17 protein-coding genes and 2 pseudogenes are annotated in these 18,892 nt (G+C 44.1%); 14 read left to right on the top strand and 5 right to left on the bottom strand.

Annotated features, from left to right (window positions below):
• Window positions 1-23 precede the first annotated feature (23 nt).
• Window positions 24-2,447 (top strand): RNA polymerase recycling motor HelD, encoded by a 2,424-nt coding sequence (helD, locus tag M2444_RS22090; RefSeq protein WP_280788084.1) that lies wholly within the window; start codon window positions 24-26, stop codon window positions 2,445-2,447.
• On the opposite strand, the gene M2444_RS22095 is transcribed toward helD, so the two are convergent.
• A complete protein-coding gene (locus tag M2444_RS22095; protein ID WP_094868475.1) occupies window positions 2,411-2,893 on the bottom strand; it encodes a VOC family protein in 483 nt (160 codons plus the stop codon). The two genes, helD and M2444_RS22095, sit on opposite strands and share 37 nt — an antisense overlap.
• 159 nt (window positions 2,894-3,052) lie before the next feature.
• Here M2444_RS22095 and M2444_RS22100 point away from each other — a divergent pair, with 159 nt between their 5' ends.
• The 10 genes and pseudogenes from M2444_RS22100 to M2444_RS22140 all read left to right on the top strand — a co-directional run bounded on the left by M2444_RS22100 (window position 3,053) and on the right by M2444_RS22140 (window position 12,373).
• Window positions 3,053-3,487 carry an Lrp/AsnC family transcriptional regulator gene (locus M2444_RS22100; protein ID WP_280788044.1) on the top strand — a complete coding sequence of 145 codons (435 nt, stop codon included), beginning with the start codon at window positions 3,053-3,055 and terminating at the stop codon, window positions 3,485-3,487.
• Window positions 3,488-3,587: 100 nt separating this feature from the next.
• Entirely contained in the window at window positions 3,588-5,324 is a 1,737-nt protein-coding gene (locus M2444_RS22105) for a sensor histidine kinase (RefSeq protein WP_280788045.1), read from the top strand.
• A gap of 11 nt (window positions 5,325-5,335) precedes the next feature.
• Complete coding sequence (locus M2444_RS22110; protein ID WP_280788046.1) at window positions 5,336-6,910, top strand: response regulator; 1,575 nt, start codon at window positions 5,336-5,338, stop codon at window positions 6,908-6,910.
• Between the two features lie 168 nt (window positions 6,911-7,078).
• Window positions 7,079-7,999 (top strand): ABC transporter permease, encoded by a 921-nt coding sequence (locus M2444_RS22115; protein WP_042192982.1) that lies wholly within the window; start codon window positions 7,079-7,081, stop codon window positions 7,997-7,999.
• 39 nt (window positions 8,000-8,038) lie between these two features.
• A complete protein-coding gene (locus M2444_RS22120; RefSeq protein ID WP_094875299.1) occupies window positions 8,039-8,920 on the top strand; it encodes a carbohydrate ABC transporter permease in 882 nt (293 codons plus the stop codon).
• A 53-nt stretch (window positions 8,921-8,973) separates the two neighbouring features.
• The gene (locus M2444_RS22125) at window positions 8,974-10,569 is read left to right on the top strand and encodes an ABC transporter substrate-binding protein (protein ID WP_076298071.1); all 1,596 of its coding nucleotides are present in this window, start codon (window positions 8,974-8,976) and stop codon (window positions 10,567-10,569) included.
• A 235-nt stretch (window positions 10,570-10,804) separates the two neighbouring features.
• Window positions 10,805-11,089 carry an alpha/beta-type small acid-soluble spore protein gene (locus M2444_RS22130; protein ID WP_076285007.1) on the top strand — a complete coding sequence of 95 codons (285 nt, stop codon included), beginning with the start codon at window positions 10,805-10,807 and terminating at the stop codon, window positions 11,087-11,089.
• A 192-nt stretch (window positions 11,090-11,281) separates the two neighbouring features.
• Window positions 11,282-11,464: pseudogene (locus M2444_RS33485) on the top strand (YiaA/YiaB family inner membrane protein); the annotation flags it as partial.
• Window positions 11,465-11,521: 57 nt separating this feature from the next.
• Window positions 11,522-11,758, top strand: coding sequence for a YiaA/YiaB family inner membrane protein (locus M2444_RS33490; RefSeq protein WP_306035596.1), 237 nt, complete (start codon window positions 11,522-11,524; stop codon window positions 11,756-11,758).
• A gap of 27 nt (window positions 11,759-11,785) precedes the next feature.
• On the top strand, window positions 11,786-12,373 hold the full coding sequence (locus M2444_RS22140) for a DUF1349 domain-containing protein (protein WP_094868470.1): 588 nt from the start codon (window positions 11,786-11,788) through the stop codon (window positions 12,371-12,373).
• Between the two features lie 98 nt (window positions 12,374-12,471).
• Here M2444_RS22140 and M2444_RS22145 read toward each other — a convergent pair whose 3' ends face one another.
• Window positions 12,472-13,074 carry a TetR/AcrR family transcriptional regulator gene (locus tag M2444_RS22145; RefSeq protein WP_280788047.1) on the bottom strand — a complete coding sequence of 201 codons (603 nt, stop codon included), beginning with the start codon at window positions 13,072-13,074 and terminating at the stop codon, window positions 12,472-12,474.
• 136 nt (window positions 13,075-13,210) lie between these two features.
• On the opposite strand from M2444_RS22145, the gene M2444_RS22150 reads away from it, so the two are divergent.
• From M2444_RS22150 to M2444_RS22160, 3 genes and pseudogenes are all read left to right on the top strand, one after another.
• Window positions 13,211-14,461, top strand: coding sequence for an MFS transporter (locus M2444_RS22150; RefSeq protein WP_280788048.1), 1,251 nt, complete (start codon window positions 13,211-13,213; stop codon window positions 14,459-14,461).
• Between the two features lie 61 nt (window positions 14,462-14,522).
• Window positions 14,523-15,140 (top strand): spore coat protein, encoded by a 618-nt coding sequence (locus tag M2444_RS22155; protein ID WP_481857516.1) that lies wholly within the window; start codon window positions 14,523-14,525, stop codon window positions 15,138-15,140.
• Between the two features lie 142 nt (window positions 15,141-15,282).
• Window positions 15,283-16,593, top strand: a pseudogene (locus M2444_RS22160) (amino acid permease).
• 4 nt (window positions 16,594-16,597) lie between these two features.
• Here M2444_RS22160 and M2444_RS22165 read toward each other — a convergent pair.
• The 3 genes from M2444_RS22165 to M2444_RS22175 all read right to left on the bottom strand — a co-directional run bounded on the left by M2444_RS22165 (window position 16,598) and on the right by M2444_RS22175 (window position 18,788).
• On the bottom strand, window positions 16,598-17,371 hold the full coding sequence (locus M2444_RS22165) for a YqcI/YcgG family protein (protein ID WP_094875310.1): 774 nt from the start codon (window positions 17,369-17,371) through the stop codon (window positions 16,598-16,600).
• A gap of 92 nt (window positions 17,372-17,463) precedes the next feature.
• Window positions 17,464-18,090 carry a LysE family transporter gene (locus tag M2444_RS22170; protein WP_094868465.1) on the bottom strand — a complete coding sequence of 209 codons (627 nt, stop codon included), beginning with the start codon at window positions 18,088-18,090 and terminating at the stop codon, window positions 17,464-17,466.
• A 107-nt stretch (window positions 18,091-18,197) separates the two neighbouring features.
• The gene (locus tag M2444_RS22175) at window positions 18,198-18,788 is read right to left on the bottom strand and encodes a DUF1989 domain-containing protein (protein WP_094868464.1); all 591 of its coding nucleotides are present in this window, start codon (window positions 18,786-18,788) and stop codon (window positions 18,198-18,200) included.
• Window positions 18,789-18,892 lie beyond the last annotated feature (104 nt).

Raw genomic sequence — 18,892 nt, forward strand, 5'->3', positions numbered from 1 at the left:
TGAAAAGGAGCGTGTTCGTGAAGATGGTAAACGTAATGGATTGGCAGCAAGAACAAGATCGGCTTGATTTGGTTACGGAAAAGCTGCGATCAAGAATCGCAGCACTAGAACCAGAAGTGACTGGGTTACGTGATCAAGTGGTGGACATTCGCAAGCGGTTTTGGGAAGAAGTCACGGTCAATACGAGCACCGATGAAGATTTCGAAGAGACCTTCTACAGTATAAAGCAGCAAGAAGCGTTGTTATCCGAGCGGGAGCGCAGCCACCGGCAACGGGTGCAGCGTTTTAAGAATATGCAACGGCTACTGCCGTCTCCCTATTTTGGACGAATGGATTTTCAAGAAGACGGTTTGAGCTTGAGTGAGAAAATTTATATCGGAGTGGCTTCTTTCGTTGATGCAGACGGTGTGGACTTTCTGGTGTATGACTGGCGAACGCCTATTGCAAGCATGTACTATGATCATTCCCCAGGGCCATCTACTTACGAAACGCCGGGAGGACAGATTACTGGTAAGATGATGCTGAAGCGACAATATCAGATCCGTTCCGGTCAGCTCCAGAATGTGTTCGATACGAGCTTAACGATAGGGGACGAATTGCTGCAGCAGGTGCTTGGTAAAGGCGCAGATTCACAAATGAAGAGCATTGTGGCGACCATCCAGAAGGAACAGAACGCCATCATCCGTAATGACAAAAGCCGTATGCTTATTGTGCAGGGAGCGGCTGGCAGCGGCAAAACGTCCGCAGCGCTGCAACGGGTAGCCTATTTATTATACAAACACCGCGATAGGCTCAAGGCGGATCAGATCGTTCTTTTTTCGCCAAATCCGATGTTTAACAGTTATGTATCGACGGTGCTTCCTGAGCTCGGCGAAGAGAATATGCAGCAAACGACCTTTCAGGAGTACCTTGCCTATTGGCTCGGATCCACGATGAATTTAGAGGGTCCCTTCGAGCAGATTGAATATGTACTGACATCACAATCCTCACAGGGGTATGAAGCACGGTTAACGGGGATGCAATATAAGGCTTCTGAGGCTTTCCTGCATTCTCTTCAAAGCTACGCTTTATGGTTAGGCAAAGATGGAATGCTGTTCCACAGTATCCGTTTCCGGGACCGCGAGTTGATTACTGCGGAGCAAATGAAGTCGCAATTTTATAGCTATGACAGCTCTATACGATTGGCTAACCGCGTCGCTTTACTACGTGAGTGGCTGCTGCGTGAGTTGACTAAGCTACAGCGTCAGGAAATGGAGGCACCCTGGGTTCAAGATGAGGTCGATTACCTCGACAATGATCAATATGCCGAAGCATACAGTGAGGTGCTTAAGAAGTACCGGCGAGAAGAGGCTGTCTTCGATTTTACGGAGCAGTATCTTGAAATCTATGGCGATTTTCGTACTCAGAAGGACGGGGAAGAGAATGTCTTTGATTTTAGTTCGCAGGAAGATGAGCTGCTGCGGGGCATGATCGTGAAGGAGCACTTCAAACCGCTGAGACGGGATGTCAAACGGTTAAAATTCATAGATATGATGGGATTATACGAGCAGTTATTTAGGGATGAAGCCACTTATCGGAATATGACGGGTGAGACCGAAGTACCTGATCAATGGCCAGAAATCTGTATGCAAACGAAAGAAAAGTTGAGCCATACCGAACTTTTTTATGAGGATGAGACCCCATTCCTGTATTTAAAAGAGCTTATCGAGGGTTCACGCACGAATACAATGGTGCGGCATTTATTTATTGATGAAGGACAGGATTATTCGCCGTTCCAATTCGCGTTTCTCAAGCAACTGTTTCCCCGCGCCAGCATGACAGTACTCGGCGATTTCAGTCAAGCGATATTCCCGCAAGCGACGAATTTGCAAGAGGTGGATTCTCCTTTGATCCGGCTTTATGGTGAAGAGGAAACGAACCTATTTCGTTTAATCCGAAGCTATCGTTCGACTCGTGAGATTGTGGAGTTTACGATGGCGCTGCTACCTAATGAAGAGATCGTACCTTTTGATAGGGGAGGCAAGAAGCCGCACCTATTGAAGGCTAGCAATGATGTGGAGCGGGCGGTGCGGATAAAAGAGGATCTTGCGGCGCTTATGGCTGAAGGTCTAGACTCCATCGCCATTATTACTAAGACTGCTGCGGAAAGCCGCGAAGCCTATGAAGCATTGCTTGCACAGGGGGGCGAGAATCTGCGGCTTATTACGAAGGAGACGCTCACCTTTGAGAAGGGAACGCTAATTATCCCTGCATACCTTGCTAAGGGCGTAGAATTCGACGCCGTGCTAATTTACGATGCTTCTACGCAGACTTATCATCGGGAGAGTGAACGTAAACTCTTTTATACAGCTTGTACACGCGCGATGCATCGGCTTCTACTGTACACGACAGGTGATTGGTCGTACTTTATTCAAGCCTTGGATGCATCTTTGTATGAAGTAGTGTAATTAGACATATCAAAATCAACTTCTTCAAGAAATTCGATAACTTCCCCATTGGGGCTGTGAACGATCGCGTTCTTGATCAGAAGAGGCGGTTCACCAAGGGAAAGCGAATCTGGTTCTATAAAAGCCTTTGCTCCATGAGCAAGGGCTTTTTGGTATATCTCATCCACATTGTCTACGTAAAAAGCAAAATGTAGTAACGCTCCGTGTGCTACTTCCTCTTCAGACAAGGCTTTTTTTCCTTGGGCGGCAATGACTGCATCGTTATCAAAAATCTCTAAGCAAGTTCTTTGATCAGGTGAAATAAGCATCGAAGCTTCTTTGATTTGAAAGGAGGGCAGACTCCAATGATGACCTAACTTGAACCCTAAAACGTCGATATAAAATGAAATTGTTGCTTTATAATCTTTGGCTTGAATCGCTATATGTGCAAGGCCTTTTACGCTCATCTTTAATCGCTCCTATATCTAATGTACTATTTATTATAGTTGGATTAAAATAGGAGATACATATATAAGATAAGTGTTTTATATTAACATGGTTATTGAATATAAGGTGTTTTAGACGAAAGAGTTTATTTTATTAAATAACGTTAGGAGGCGCTTGATATGGAGCATCTTATGGATGATATTGATAAAAAGATTATGCAATTATTACAGTACAATGCCCGAATGCCCATTTCACAAATCAGTAAAGAGGTTTCGATGTCACAACCATCCGTTAAAGAAAGAATCATTAAGTTGGAGGAAAGGAACATCATATCGGGGTATCATACAGCTTTTAATTTGCGGGATCTGAACCGGGGTACGACTACTTTTATTCTAATTAAAACAGAACATTGCCAAGAGCTCACCGATTTTTGTAACAATGCTATGGAAGTTACCGATTTGTTCCGCATTAGTGGAGAATATAATTATCTCATTAAGGTACAGACCTCAACGATTGAGGCGCTTGTTGAATTTCAAGATCACCTTATAAAGTTCGGGCCTTCCAAATCGCATATTAGCTTGAAAAATATTTTGGAGAACAGAGTGCTACTCTAAAGCAAAGTTTCCAAATACAAGATATAGTAACCGCTTTCTTTTCGTTGTAGAATGGGTCGAAATAGCAGTCGTATGGATACGTATATAAGGGAGCATGCGCATGGAGAGAAAACTGTCTAGTAAAAAGTATATTCCATTCACATACAAGATGATGATTCCGTATCTCATTCTTGTATTGCTGACAGATATGCTGGTAGGCTATATAGCCTATACAATGCTCGTGGAGTCCAGGACTGAAATGGCGGAAACGAATGTCCGGACCGCATTAAAGCAGACGAGGAACAACATCGAATACCAGACAGATGAAATCAAACGTATGACCAACTCGCTGTTTCTAAATACGAATTTTCAGAATGCCCTTCAGTTCAGGGGAGATCCTTTGGAAAATATGCTCAAAATGAGAGATGATATCGTTCCTTATATGAAAGCCCCTCTGCAATTGTATGGGAACAAGCTGAGACTTGCTCTTTTTACCGTCAATGAGACGATGCTTGAAATTACCGGGGATGATATGTCGACACCCATCGGTCGAAGTGATTATTATGTTCTTTCTGACCAGGTGATCGAGAAAACGGAGTGGTTTAAGTCGATTGTTACGAATAATCAAGACAGTTTGTGGCTTCAAGCGGATACCGACCGGGAGCTGGGTAATATTTCATATTTCCGCAAGCTTGTTTCTTCCAAGGCAGCACCTGCTATTATCGGATATATTCGCGTTACGGCGAGGATTGATGAGCTATTTGGTAATTTTGATACTTTTCCGATTGAACAGGGGATTGAACTTCGTCTGTTGGATAGGGCTACAGGAATGACTTTGTATGAGCAGGGTGTTGCTGCTGAAGATACGAAACAAGATGCTTATTTAGTTATTAGTGAAGATATTCCGGTATCAAGCTATGTCATTGAGGCGCGCGTACCTCACTCTTATTTGAACAAAGATGCTAGTAGAATGCGGAAGGTGATTAGTACCGTTTGTTCCATCAGTTTTTTGGTGATGGCTATGATCGGTTTTCTAGTCGCACGTATATCTGGCAAGAAGATCAAGCGGATTGTGTATTTGGTCCGATCGTTTCAGGAGGGTAATTTTTATAAAAGAATCGGATTTCCGGGGAACGATGAATTTGTCTATATCGCTAATAGCTTCAACCAAATGGCGACCAGCATTCAGGAACTCATCCGGAACGTCTATGTGCAGGGCATTCAGAAAAAGCAAGCGGAGCTGGATGTGCTTCAAGCCCAGATCAGTCCGCATTTCCTGTACAATACGCTGTCGACCATCGGCAGTCTGGCCAATATGGGGGAAGTGGAGAAGGTTACGCAGATGGTGCAAGGCCTCTCCAAGTTTTATCGACTCACATTAAACGACGGGCATGTATATATTTCTCTTGAAAATGAGCTGGAGCAGGTGAGGATGTATCTGGAAATTCAGAGAGTGAAGTATGCGGACGCCTTTGAGGTTTATTATGATGTCGATCCGGAAATTTTACAGGTACCTATTATTAAGCTGATTTTGCAGCCATTTGTGGAGAATATATTCAAGCACGCCTGGTTCGGGGAGACCATTGCGATTCGTATTACTGGAAAGCGGCTGGGTGACCGCATCGAACTCAAGGTCATTGATAACGGGATCGGCATGCGGCCGGAGACACTTCAAAACATGCGATCAAGCGCATATCAACCAGGCAGCTACGGTCTGAGAAATGTGGAAGAACGAATTAAACTGCGATACGGGAGCGATTTCGGCATTCAAATCGGCAGCTATTTTGGAGCGGGAACGACAGTTCAAATTATTTTACCGGTGGAAAATGCAGAAATCAGGGAAGTGATGGGGGAGTGAGGAGTATGGCGATGGAGATCAATGTTCTGCTGGTGGATGATGAAGTAATCGATTTGGAATGGCTTAGACGGCGTGTAGCCGGCAGTGATCATTTGTCTTTGCATAGCGTGAGAACGGCAACGAGCGGGTTTGCCGCTCTGAAAATGATGGAGCAGCATCCTATTGATATCATTCTTTCTGATATCGGCATGCCGATTATGTCGGGCGTGGAATTTGCGCGGAAAGCGAAGGAGATTAACCCTGAGGTCCATATTCTTTTTATTAGCGGACACCAGGATTTCAATTATGCCAAGGAAGCGATTCAATTGAATGCATACAGTTATCTGCTTAAGCCTGTGGATGATGACGAGCTGAACGAGACGCTGACCGAACTCTGCGCCAAGATTGAGAAGGAGAGGACGCAGCGTATTTCCTTGTCGGAAACGCTGACGCTTGTTAATCAGGAACTACTCCTGCGTTGGTTTAACGAGGCGGCACCGGGACAGGTTGAAACGCACATTCACAACGTCCTCACGCCATACTTACAAGGTGCATCGGCGGTTGCCATCATTGAGATCGACGACATGGCGCGAAAAATCCAAACCTGGACGGAAGAAGAGCGGAGTTTATGGAGCAGCACTGCCAATCAGTTTATCCGAAAGTTTGCTCAGGATCAAAATTTGGGCATGGTAATTACGACCTATGACGATCACTTTGTGATCCTTGCTGCGGTTCAGGAACAATATTTTACAGCTTTGCTGGAAGAGTTGATTCGGGCGTTCTATCAGGAGTTCTCCTGTTCGATTACGATCGGAAGAGGAATGTACACAACCGACCCGGTCAAGCTACATGATTCCTATCGGCAGGCGCAGGCCGCTTTAAGCATTAAATGGATCGTAGGGAAGAATAGGTTAATCCAAGATGCCTCGGAATGGTCTCCAAAGGAAAAGATGGCTTCGGACTTAGAGGTTATTGTGGATCGTATGCTTAAAGCTATGCTCGACTACGACCTTACCACTATTGATGATTGCTTGCTTCAACTATTTGCCGGAGACAGTCCGATCTCCCAGAAAAACGACATCTACGATATCATTATCCGGATCACCTCTAAGCTTCATGCTGATCTGCAGCAAATGAATGAGCATTTGTACGAGATTTTGAATTGGGATTCGCATCATCCTTTTGTACTGTTTCAGTTCGAAACGGTGCATGATATCCTATCATGGCTGAGAAGAAGATTCTTTGAACTGTCTGAGCTGCTTTATTTGAAACGCCAAAGGCAAAAACGTAAGTTAATTGATGAAATCACGGAGTATGTGAAAGAAAGATTAGATCAAAAAATAACGCTAAACGAGGTCGCCGCACATTTCGACTTTACCCCTAACTATCTGGGGCATCTGTTCAAGGTCGAAACCAATAGTCTCTTCAGCGATTTTCTAAGTGAATTACGTATGAAGCGGGTATGCGAGCTACTCGAGGATCCAACAAAAAAAGTATATGAGATTGCGGAACAAGCCGGATATAAGAACATTATTTATTTCAATAGGCAGTTCAAGCAATATATGGGCATGTCGCCCGGCGAGTACCGGAAGAAAAATAAAATCTGAATCGATTGCTTATTGAGGAGGCTCGTGTTCTATATGGAACAGGGTCTTCTTTTTTATCGAAATTGTTATGAATCGTTGAATTAGTATTATGTTTAGTTGTTTCGCTGAATTATCTCACCGCCGCCGTCCTTTTATAATGAGAGATATAGAGAAGAAAGGGGTGCAAAGATGAAAGGGCATACATTTTGGAGCGATTTAAAAAACTATAGGGTTCTGTTGCTGATGCTGGCTCCGGCGGTTGCTTTTTTTCTTTTGTTTGCCTATGTCCCAATGGCGGGCATTATTATTGCCTTCAAGCATTATGATTACGCGGGCGGTATTTTCGGAAGTGCCTGGAACGGGCTAGATAACTTCCGTTTTTTCTTTGAATCAGGAGATGCCTGGCGGGTAACACGGAATACAGCCTTGTACAATATTGCATTTATCGTAGTAAATAACTCTTTGCAGATTTTTGCAGCCATTATGTTGTTTGAGGTTGGTGGCAAATGGTTCCGCAAAATTACGCAATCGGCGTTGTTCCTTCCCTACTTTATTTCATGGGTCGTTGTCGGCGCGATCGCCTATAATCTGCTCAATTATGATATTGGTACTGTGAACGCACTCCTTAGAGGACTCGGGCTAGAACCTATTGATATTTACAATACGCCGGCTTACTGGCCATATATCCTAGTTCTCGTGTCCGCCTGGAAAGGCCTTGGATACGGAACGGTAATGTACTTAGCTGCGATTACGGGCATAGATACTGAACAGTATGAGGCAGCTGAAATTGATGGCGCTAATATTTTTCAGCGAATCCGGAAAGTGACGATTCCAAATCTTTACCCGACGATTATTATTTTGGTGCTGCTGGCGGTCGGGAATATTTTCCGCGGTGATTTCGGGATGTTCTATAATATGATCGGCAATAATGGTTTGTTGTTCTCTTCGACGGACGTTATCGATACTTTCGTCTTCCGATCGCTGATTACTTCGAATGATATCGGCATGTCGGCTGCAGCTGGCGTTTTCCAGTCCGTTCTTGGCTTCGCAACGATCATGACTGTGAACTATGCTGTTCGTAAATACGATAAAGACCGCGCTTTATTCTAACCGCATCAGAGGTACAGTTTTCATAATGGAGGTAACGATATGAAGCAGCTCGATCGTAAAATATTCTCGGGTATTGGTTATGTATCCCTAATCGTTCTCGCAATTTTATGTATATTCCCGTTTGTACTTGTCGTCTCTTCATCACTGACGGAAGAGTCGAAAATATTAACAGAGGGCTATCAATTTATACCTACGGCCTTCTCAACAGAAGCCTACAGCATTTTGTTTAAGTATCCCGACCAGATGATTCAAGCCTATATGGTGACCATAGGCGTTACTATAATAGGCACATTGCTTGGCTTGTTTCTGACTTCGATGACGGCTTATGCGCTATCCAGAAAAGATTTTAAATGGCGCAATAAATTTTCGTTCTTCTTTTTCTTTACAACTTTATTTAATGGTGGTCTGGTTCCATGGTATCTGCTTATGGTCAATTACCTCCATATCAAAGATACACTGATGGCTTTAGTGATTCCGATGATGCTCAACGTCTTTTACATCATTGTTATGAAGTCGTTTATGGGCAGCATTCCGGAAGCAATAGTAGAATCGGCTAAAATTGACGGTGCAGGCGATTTTAAGATTTACGCCCGTTTAATCCTGCCTCTCTCTAAGCCGGCTCTAGCTACAATTGGTTTGTTTCTGGCTCTTGCCTATTGGAACGACTGGTACAATGCCCTTCTATTTATTTCCGATGAGAAGCTGATGCCGCTTCAATATTATTTGTACAAAATGCTTGGTAATATGGACGGCATGCGAAAAGCCATGATGGGTGCAGGAGCAGTCGTAACCACATCGATTCCAAGCGAGAGCTTGAAGATGGCAATGACGGTTGTAGCTACAGGTCCTATTCTGCTCGCTTATCCATTCGTTCAGAGATATTTCGTTCAAGGCTTGACGATTGGCGCTGTGAAAGGATGAACCCGGGGAAATCCGGTTTATCAATATAATGAATACAAGGGGGAAGGCTTGAAATGCTGAGAAAAAATAGATTCATTATGCTCGCACTCGTTTTAACCTTCGTAATGATCTTGAGCGCATGTGGTGGTGGCAACAACAACGCCAATACACCGGCTAAGGCTACCAATAATGCCGCTGAGGTAACAAGTGAGCCTACCGAAACAGCGAGTGCAACGAATGCAGCCGAAACTTCAGATACCATAGACACCTCTAAAGAAGTAAAGCTGAAAATGATCTTCGTTGGGCCTAAACCGATAGACTATGATAGTGTTTTTGCTGAAATTAACAAGAAACTGAAAGAAAAAATTAATGCGACCCTTGAGGGAGAGTTCTTGGACTGGTCTGACTGGGCTCAAAAATATCCACTGAAGCTGGCGGCAAATGAAGATTTTGACCTCATCTATTCGGCAAACTGGGCTGGTTATAATGACCAGGCGCTGAAAGGCGGATTTCTAGAATTAACCGACGAGCTGCTTACCAAATATATGCCGCAAACTAAGGAAGCTATGTCAGATGTGAGCTGGGATCAGGCAAAAGTAAACGGTAAGCTGTATATGGTTCCGCAAAACAGAGGAGAGTCTGTTGAAAAGCTGATTCTATATCGTGAAGATTTGCGCAAGAAATACAATCTTCCTGAAATCAACAGCCCGGAAGCATATGCTACCTATTTGAAGACGATAGCTGAGAAGGAAAAAGGAATTACACCTTTCACTCCGGAAACAGGAGACTGGAAGTATCATAACTTGGACCGTGTATTACTGAAGCAGCAAAACGAATGGAATATGTTTGACCTGGATCTTCCGTTTGCCTTCAAATTGACCGATGAAACAGGCAAAGTCTTTAACGTCTATGAAACGCAAGAGTTCAAGGATCTACTCGTGTATTACAAAGATCTCGCTGATAACAATGCCTGGTCGAAAAACGTTCTGAATAGCAAAAATGATCATCAGGCGGATTTTAAAGCAGGCAAAACGGCCTCGATTACGCATAATAACGGAACACTTGGAGCACTCATGGCCTTGATGCGCCAAGAAAATTCTCCTTATGAAGTGGCGTTGGCTGATATCAACCAAGGGAAGAAAAAATCAGTGGCGATTTCTACACAAAACGGTACGTCGATTCATGCGACTTCCAAAAATGTAGAACGTTCCTTGATGCTGATTGATCTGATGCAGAATGATAAAGAACTGCACGACCTGATAATGTACGGAATTAGTGGCGTGCACTATGAACCGGTTGGCGACACCAAATATAAAGCACTCGACAAAAATCCAAACTTTACTGGATTCTCTAATTGGAACTTCAACTCACCACTCAACCTTGATAATGAAGCATTCCCTCAAGAAGCTAACGATCTGGCTAAGGGATGGGAAGCTAACGTCTACCACTATGCCCTTGAAACCTTTGTATTCGACAATAGCAAAGTGAAGACGGAAATTGCCAATGTGGGCAATGTAATGCTCCGCTATGCCATTCCGCTCGAGTACGGCGTAATTAAAGATATCGACAAAGGCCTTGCAGATTTGAACAAACAGCTGAAATCAGCTGGCATTGATAAAATCCAGGCTGAGCTGCAAGCGCAAATCGATGCTTTCTTAGCGAACAAGTAATATACAGGATAAGGGAGGCCCAACAGTCATGAAATGACTGTTGGGCCTCCCTGTTGTGGGGATCGTCCGAATATAAGGTCGCTATCGGACACAGGATTTATCTTTAAATTTACATCAAATTATCAAATTAACGGAAGTTTAGCACCCTCTTGGAAATAATCGGAGCAAATCAACAGGGGTGGAGGTTCCGATTTCCGGGCATGTTACTTAAAACATGTTTAGGAGGGGATAAGGGATGTCCAGAAGAAACAGGAAATATGCAGTGCCGGGAGTTAATCGCGGAATGCAAACATTTAAAGCCGAGGTGATGCGGCGCGAGGGTTATGATGTAGATCCGGAGCGGCCTGATGATGTGAAATATGAAGTCGCAAAAGAACTTGGTATTCCATTGGAACACGGTGAGAATGGACATTTGAGTACAGAATCAGTGGGTCAGATTGGCGGAAAAATTGGTGGATCGATGGTCCGCGAGATGATTCGGCTCGCACAGCAGCAATTGGTGGATCAGGAGAGGGAGTAGCATTTTTTCTAAATCATAAAGTTGCAGAAAATGTAGGAGGCGGCTTTAGTCCTGAATTACCTGGGACTGAGACCGTTTTCTTTGCGTTTTCCCAAAACAACCTAATTAATGGTAGAATTTTACCGATGTTCCACGGTATAGTGAAGAAGGTTATAACACCATTCAATTCTGTATTGGGAGAGGAATCGTCGGATGAATCAGAGGTATCGTAAACGCAACACAGCTGCTTTCACAGGGGTATCGTATTTTGCATTGGCTGCAGGTCTTTTTCTATTCTGTTTGGGGGTGTACAACGACGATTGGGAATTGAACGTTAAAGGGTATTATTTGCTTTGCATGGTGTTAATTACGATTAGCTGTATCGTTGTGCAAAAGGTTGTTAGAGACAATTCAGAGGATAAGGAAATTAAGCTAGAAAATCCGAAACACAGGATGAGAAATACAGGGGCTTTCACAATTATGGCTTTTGCAGGCTTGGTTATTGGGTATGTAATGTTCTTTATTGGTCTGTACAATGCTCCATTTCAATTGAATGTAAAGGGGTATTATATAGCTGTTATTCTGTTGATTTCATATAGCGCCGTTGGCGTTCAGAAAGTGACGAGAGATAACGCGGAGGATAAAGAGATTCTCGCCGAGCAAGATGCCAGGAGGGACATTCAAGGGTAAAGAGGGACCTAGATAAGGAGCAGTGAAATGAACTTTATAAAAGAAAATCTCTTTTGGCAACATCCAACAAGCACTTCTTCTATTACAGATAACAAGATTGAAATTGTGACTGAGCCTAATACTGATTTTTGGCAACGCACCTATTATGGGTTTAGGAATGATAATGCACCTGCACTACTGATGAAGACTGATGAGAAATATTTTTCTTTTATAGTGAAGACTGATTTTGATAGTGCTCATAGATTTGATCAGTGTGGAGTAATTGTCTATCAGGACAGTGACAATTGGTTCAAGGCATCGATTGAATATGAGAATGAAGAATATCAAAGATTGGGTAGTGTGGTTACGAATCACGGATATTCGGATTGGGCTACAACAGATATCGATGCAACAATAAAAACAATGTATTACAGATTAAGTCGGCGTGAGAGTGACTTCTGTGTTGAAAATTCTCTTGATGGGATTACATTTAAGCAGATGCGTATTTTTCATTTGTTTGAAGGGAGCGAGCATATCAATTTTGGTTTATATGCTTGTAGCCCAGAAGATTCATCATTTAAAGCAACATTTACAGAAATAGAAATCACAGAATGCCAGTGGTTGGAACATAAATAAAGTTATGGAACTAAGATTAAGCTAAAGGAGCCTCGTGAGTAATGACGAGGCTCCTTTTTATTTTAAAATTTTTGTATGTTAACAAAGTTTTGAATGAACTAACCGGGCTTGCGTAGGCACTCATTTTTTAAATAAGCAGCAAAGCTCTTGATATTCATCCGTATGTGCCGATTATTACCTTCGAGCTTGCTCATCATGATACCGCCCTCCATGATGGAAAGGGAGAAGGTAGCTAGTGCCTCAATATCGAGGTCTGCTTTGAATTCACCACTTTGTACACCCTCAGAAATGATTTTCTTTTTGGATTCTAGTGTGCCTATTAGGGCTTGCTGGGCTTTTTCACGTAAGCCTGGATGACTGTCGTCGCTTTCAATAGCCGTGTTGAGGAGCGGGCACCCCCCAATAAAAGGTGGCGCTTCAACTACTTTCTCGTACACATGTAAATATGCTAACAGCTTGCCAGAGGCCGTTTCTTGCTGACTAATGGCATTAGCTAGTTGGGCCCCCACAATACTACCCGCATAGCTAAAGGCTTCATATGCAATCTCATCTTTACTGGAAAAATGGCGATAAATGCCACCTTTCTTAATGCCTGTCAAATCTGTTATATCAGATAACGAGGAGCCCGAATATCCCTTCTGGTTAAACAGTTCAGCGGCTTTAGCTATGATGTAATTGCGAGTCTTCTCCCCCTTTTCCATTATCATCCTCCGTCCTTAATTGTATATGTACACGTAGTATATCAAATGAAATTATTCTGTTGCAAAAAAAAGCATTTATGCTAATATAAAAGATACCGATCGGTATCTTTTATATTAGACAAGGGTGGAAACCATAATGGAAACGACATGGTTTAAGGAATCCAGGTATGCATGGATTGGATTAGGATCTCTCTGGGTTATTGGATTTATTGGTGCATTGACCCGCTTCAGCTTGTCTTTCTTTCAGGTGCAGATATCGACGGATTTACAGATTAGCAGGGGATTTATCTCAATGGCATGGTCCACCAATTTATTCATCGTAGCCGTATGTGCACCTTTGGGGGGCTGGCTCGTGGATCGGTATGGTACAAAGAAGATACTAATGTTAAGTGCAATTTTGAGTACTTTGGGTACTGGTATTGTCGTGTTAGGTCACCATCCTATTGTCTTTTTTATTGGATACGGTGTTATCTCTGGTTTGGCAGGTATTGGGGCGACGACGAATTATATATTGATGTTTGAATGGTTTAGGCATCATCGGGCTAAAGCAATGGCTTTGCTGGCGAGTGCTTCTTCTGTAGGATTAGCGATTGTTACTCCTATTTTCGTAACCATAGACTGGCTGACTTGGAAGAACGCCTTTATGGCTTCTTTTATCTTAGGTGTTTGTGTGACACTTCCCGTAATTTGGTTAGGAATTAAGAGTTCACAACAGAAAAATAAGGAGAGGTATCCTTCGGATCGTTCAATAGAAGTCGATGGTCAAGACACATTATCTAGCGTAATTGCACCGTCTAAGAGATTTATCTCTTTTCCTATCTTTGTCGTGGTCGCCATTGCGCTGTTCACCTGCGGTATCAATATGGGATCCGTCGAGATGAATTTGGTAGCCATACATCAGTTGGCAGATGTATCACCAAGCATGATCGCTCTATCTATGAGCATACTTGGAATTATGGAAATTACGGGGGCGCTCATTTGCGGCTATTTTCTGGACCGATACAATAAATTAATGATGATGTCTCTATTGTATGGCATACGTATTGTAGGTTTTGCTTTCCTTTTTATGCATTTAGGAAGTTCACCAATTCTTTTTGCTATAGCGTTCGGAATTACCTACTTAAGCGCATTACCAGGTGGAATGCTTGTTATTAATGAGATTGCAAAGGGTAAAGGAAAACAAACTGGTGTTCTACTTCTCATGCACCAGTGCGGCGGTATAGTAGGTGCATTAATTGGAGGCCTATCCTTTGATTATTTTGGGGATTATCAGAACTTGATTGTTGTTGATGTTATAATCTGTATCCTCGTAACGATAGGTTACTTCGGATTATTCACGACACATAGAAGGAAGCTTCGGATTGATAATAAGAAGTTGCATGCATAATTGGCTACCTGATCCCTCATATTATTGAGGGTACTCATCTAAGAACAAAGGAGAATACAATTTGCAGCAGCAACTACAGCCAGGAAGCATGACAATGAGGGGACAGCAGCTAGACCACGGCGCACATGAAATGTTCGATGTGCATGAGGTATTGTCCTGCCAGATCAATGTACTGGACCAGTTCATGATATTCAGAACTTTTGTTCAGGATCAAGAGCTTCTGTCCATCTTGGATCGGCAGTACAGTTTCATGCTGGATCAGTACAACTTGACCTGCCAATGCTTTAAGACAGGGCAAAAGCCGAGCCAGGAAACGGCTACCTATCTCATCCCGAATATGACACAGCCAGTTTATGGCCTCCAACCTGCCCAGCCGAAGAAGCCTAACACGTCACTGACAGATGTGAAAGATGCAGGGGTCAGCGGGTATATGCTTGGTCTAATCAAATCCCATGCCTCTTTGCTGGCTATGTCATCACCTGAAGTGACGAACCCAGCGCTACGCCGGGTATTGGCTTCACAGGTGCAGCAGTTTATTGAAATGGGTTATGAGTTGTTTCTTTATCAGAACAAACACGCCTATTATCAGGTTCCGCAGCTTCAGGATTCAGTAATACAGCAGATGCTGGATGCCTATGTTCCTGCTGCCGGATCTCCTCAGATGCCCGTAAATAACTAGGCACTGACCAATTCTAACCGTAGAAGACCCGACTCGTTTGTTGTTGAACAGGAAGTCGGGTCTTCTTTTGTCTGCCTAAGCCTATACCAGAATAAAATAGCTCCCGAAAACGCATAGTAACACCAGACGGGGGGATATACATATGGGTACTCCAACTGGCAAGCTACCTTGGTGGCAGCTTACTCTGTTTGGTGTAGGCTGCACAATTGGCACGGGATTTTTTCTTGGTTCCAGCATCGCTATCCGTAAAAGCGGATTATTGGTGTTGGTTATTTTTGTGTTAGCGGCTGTGGCAACTCTGTTCGTCTATGAGGCGCTGGCCCAAATGACTATGCAGGATCCTCAAAAGGGTTCTTTCCGTAGTTATGCTAAGGCGGCTTTTGGACGTTGGGCCGGATTTGGCATGGGCTGGATCTATTGGTGTTCAGAAATTTTAATACTTGGCAGTACTTTGACTGCTTTGGGACTGTTCTCGCGGGTATGGTTTGCGAGTTGGCCGCTTTGGGTTTTTACCGCAATTTATGCCGTGCTGGGTCTGCTGGTAATTATTCTAGGTAGCCAGGGGATTAACAAAGCGGAAAATGTATTCGCCATGATCAAAATCGCCGCGGTACTGATGTTCATCGTGGTCGCCGTGGTTGCCCTTTTGAGAGGGAGGGGGAATTGGGATACGGTTCACAGTTCGGCAGCATGGTTGAACAAAGGATGGATGGGCGCTTGAAAAGGGTTACTTTATGCGTTCTATGCTTTTGGGGGTATTGAGGTTATGGGCTTTATGGCGATGGACTTACGCGACCCAAAAGAAGCTCCGAAAGCAGGCAGGTTTATGCTGCTGGGCGTGACCCTGTTGTATGTACTGTCGATAGGACTCGCCCTATTATTCGTGAGCCCTGAGAAAGTGAGACCTGATCAAAGCTCAATTATTGCTGCTCTTGAAGCGATGGAACTACCTATTCTTGTATACGTGCTGAACGGGGTAATGATCGTGGCCGGGTTCTCTATCCTAGTGGCTTCATTGTATGCGGTCTCGACTATGCTGGTGACCTTGGCCGAGGATAAAGATGCCCCTTCTTGGTTGGCGGTGACAAAAGGAAAAAGAAAGATGCCGCTCTACGCGCTTGGTATCAATATGCTGGGCCTTTGCGTGACAATTGTACTGAGCTTGTTTCTGCCAAAGCAAATTTTTGAGCATGTCACTACAGCTGCCGGTCTAGTTATTTTGTACACATGGCTATTTATCCTTGCCTCTTTCCTTAAGCTATTGAAACTAAAGATGGGCGGTTGGATTAGATCCATGGTTGCTATGGCGCTGATCATTGCTGCCGTGGCAGGTACACTTTTTGAAAAAGGGGGCCGTCCCGGCTTCTGGTCCAGCCTTCTGATCATCTGTGTCGTTGCTTTGATTACCTGGTTTAGGGAGCACCTCTTGAAAAAACGCGAACAAACCTCATAAGCGCTTAAGAGTGAAATTTAATTCCTATAGCTTTGAACTTGTTCTTCATATAAGTATATGGACATTTAGACGGCGCACTTTCGTCATCCCGCAGAAAATATTGCTTCCATTCCAAATTGCTCTCCTGCCCATACCATTGAAGGGAAGGATGCGCAGGTATACTATCATAGTCTGCGAGCTTCTTGCGGATCTGCTTTTTCATATTTCGACCAAATGCGGTAGAATCGTTAATATTCTCGAATACCCAACGCGGCTGAAAGGCAATCACAAAATAAGGGGTATGGCGGCTTCTTCGCAGCTCATGTGCCGGGGTTGCGCAGAACGCAAAATACGGATGCCCATCATAGCAGAACTCCCACGAAGGATGTGCGGGATCGGTAGAAATTTCATCCGGCCAGGGCACCGTATCCACCGCACTGACGCGGCCCAGAATGGACCAGAACAAATTCTCATATTCCTCGATGGAGTAGCCTTCTGCCAGATCTGCCGGAGTTTCAAAAAACAGGACAAGGGAGGCATATTTACCGGTATCCCGCGAGCATTGGCCATATTGGCGAAGTAAATGAGCGACTTCCGTAGTCGAGTCTTCGTTTCGTGGATCAGCAACGAAACCAAAGCGTAAATTATTGGATAGAAACCCCTGCCGTCCCGGGATACAGGGATATTTGCCTTCAGGATCTGCAATCATAGATGTAAATTGACGAAAAGCATCCTGCTGCCAGTACGGCAGCTCAGCCAGATGTTCATCCAGCCAGACCTTTGTGTTCAAATGGGCCATCCAAAAACACCCTCCTCGTTAAGTTCAAAACATCCTATGCGAAGGGAGGGAGATAGGTGAAGGCCTAGGGAATCTCTTGCTGGTTGAACCTATTAGCCAAACAACTGTATAAATGCCTGAGAGCCGAAGTAGATGCCAAAACCAAGAAGGCAAATCCCCGCGGCAAGGGAAATGAACCGGAGCATAGAAGGGCCGGTGAACCGATGAAAGAAGCTAGACAGCATCGCCATCACCACATCCCAGAGTAGGATGCCGACAAAAATACCCATGCTGTTCCACAGCACCTGATCGAAATGTTGATTTTCTATGCTTTTGGCCAGAATGGAGCCGTAAATGCCTAACCAGAACAGAATGCTGAGTGGGTTCATCAGTGCCATTAGAAATCCAGAACGGAAGGCGCTAGTGCCGGTCTGTGCACCACGCGAGGCGGATCCAGGCACGGCATTGATATTTTTCAAAGTGTCAATTCCGGTATACAGGAGAACGAAGCTGCCGAATGTCCATAGGAAGGTTTTCATAAACGGGGTATTCAGAAAGTGAGCTAATCCAAAGTAAATGAGTAGCATATACACTAAATCCGCACACATGGCCCCCAGTCCAATCATCCAGGATTGGAAAAATCCCATCCGCGCTCCCCGGTCAAGCTGGGCTGCATTGATGGGACCAATAGGTGCAGATAATGAGATGCCGAGTACTATATAGGTGATAAAGCTATTCATGGTCATCGCTCCTTGAATGAGATGTTAACTTGTACAAGTCATTCTATTCAAGAAGTGGGCCGGTTAGAAGACGAGCCTGGTGGGCGCTATTCTTTTTGCAACATACTCTAAAGAATCTCTACGGCAATCGGTGTACACTTGTACCCATTGCAGACACTTTCGGAGCAGGGACAAGCTGATATGGCAATGATCAGATCCATCTCAGCCCGCAACTCCATATAATCCCCGGCTTTAGAAAGCGGTCGCTCCACGCTGACTTTTCCAGAAGGATCAATGACAGTATTCATAAAAAGATTAAACGGATAATGCTGATCGGGAGCGGGCAGGCCAAACTCCGATAGCGCCTCATTCAGGTTATTGTAGCAGCTGGCGTGATCCTTTTTGTTATACAGCACCTCATACATCTCGGGACGACAGGCAGAGTTAATGAAATCATGACGGCCCACAGTATCCTTAATAATCGTAAGCAGTGGCCTGTATTGGTTGGAATAGAGGATGTCCCCCGGGAGCACATTCATCTTGCCTAGAGCATCTATCGTTACACCGGGGTCAATCCGTTCATTAGGGCGAACGGCGTTATAAGCAGCAAAATCTGCTACCTGCTCTCCTTCTACATCGGTTACCCGGACGATCTGCCCTTTGTCCAACTTGAAGCCCAATCCCTTGGTTGCTGGAATTAGCCATTGGTGTTCGCTCATGAGTATTCTCCTTCGGTCATAGTCTGTGAGAAGTAGTATGGCTTTTTGCCAAAAAAGTCATACCAAGTATGGAGCAGTGTGACGTTCATAGAAACAATTGTATT

It is taken from the genome of Paenibacillus sp. PastF-3, assembly GCF_029893135.1.
Taxonomy (GTDB): Bacteria; Bacillota; Bacilli; order Paenibacillales; family Paenibacillaceae; genus Paenibacillus_AQ; species Paenibacillus_AQ nitricinens.

What these genes read in the sequence shown, in the direction of transcription:
- helD (WP_280788084.1), top strand. Translation starts at nt 24, where the DNA reads ATGGTAAACGTAATGGATTGGCAGCAAGAACAAGATCGGCTTGATTTG.
- M2444_RS22095 (WP_094868475.1), bottom strand. Translation starts at nt 2,893, where the DNA reads ATGAGCGTAAAAGGCCTTGCACATATAGCGATTCAAGCCAAAGATTAT.
- M2444_RS22100 (WP_280788044.1), top strand. Translation starts at nt 3,053, where the DNA reads ATGGAGCATCTTATGGATGATATTGATAAAAAGATTATGCAATTATTA.
- M2444_RS22105 (WP_280788045.1), top strand. Translation starts at nt 3,588, where the DNA reads ATGGAGAGAAAACTGTCTAGTAAAAAGTATATTCCATTCACATACAAG.
- M2444_RS22110 (WP_280788046.1), top strand. Translation starts at nt 5,336, where the DNA reads ATGGAGATCAATGTTCTGCTGGTGGATGATGAAGTAATCGATTTGGAA.
- M2444_RS22115 (WP_042192982.1), top strand. Translation starts at nt 7,079, where the DNA reads ATGAAAGGGCATACATTTTGGAGCGATTTAAAAAACTATAGGGTTCTG.
- M2444_RS22120 (WP_094875299.1), top strand. Translation starts at nt 8,039, where the DNA reads ATGAAGCAGCTCGATCGTAAAATATTCTCGGGTATTGGTTATGTATCC.
- M2444_RS22125 (WP_076298071.1), top strand. Translation starts at nt 8,974, where the DNA reads ATGCTGAGAAAAAATAGATTCATTATGCTCGCACTCGTTTTAACCTTC.
- M2444_RS22130 (WP_076285007.1), top strand. Translation starts at nt 10,805, where the DNA reads ATGTCCAGAAGAAACAGGAAATATGCAGTGCCGGGAGTTAATCGCGGA.
- M2444_RS33490 (WP_306035596.1), top strand. Translation starts at nt 11,522, where the DNA reads ATGAGAAATACAGGGGCTTTCACAATTATGGCTTTTGCAGGCTTGGTT.
- M2444_RS22140 (WP_094868470.1), top strand. Translation starts at nt 11,786, where the DNA reads ATGAACTTTATAAAAGAAAATCTCTTTTGGCAACATCCAACAAGCACT.
- M2444_RS22145 (WP_280788047.1), bottom strand. Translation starts at nt 13,074, where the DNA reads ATGGAAAAGGGGGAGAAGACTCGCAATTACATCATAGCTAAAGCCGCT.
- M2444_RS22150 (WP_280788048.1), top strand. Translation starts at nt 13,211, where the DNA reads ATGGAAACGACATGGTTTAAGGAATCCAGGTATGCATGGATTGGATTA.
- M2444_RS22165 (WP_094875310.1), bottom strand. Translation starts at nt 17,371, where the DNA reads ATGGCCCATTTGAACACAAAGGTCTGGCTGGATGAACATCTGGCTGAG.
- M2444_RS22170 (WP_094868465.1), bottom strand. Translation starts at nt 18,090, where the DNA reads ATGAATAGCTTTATCACCTATATAGTACTCGGCATCTCATTATCTGCA.
- M2444_RS22175 (WP_094868464.1), bottom strand. Translation starts at nt 18,788, where the DNA reads ATGAGCGAACACCAATGGCTAATTCCAGCAACCAAGGGATTGGGCTTC.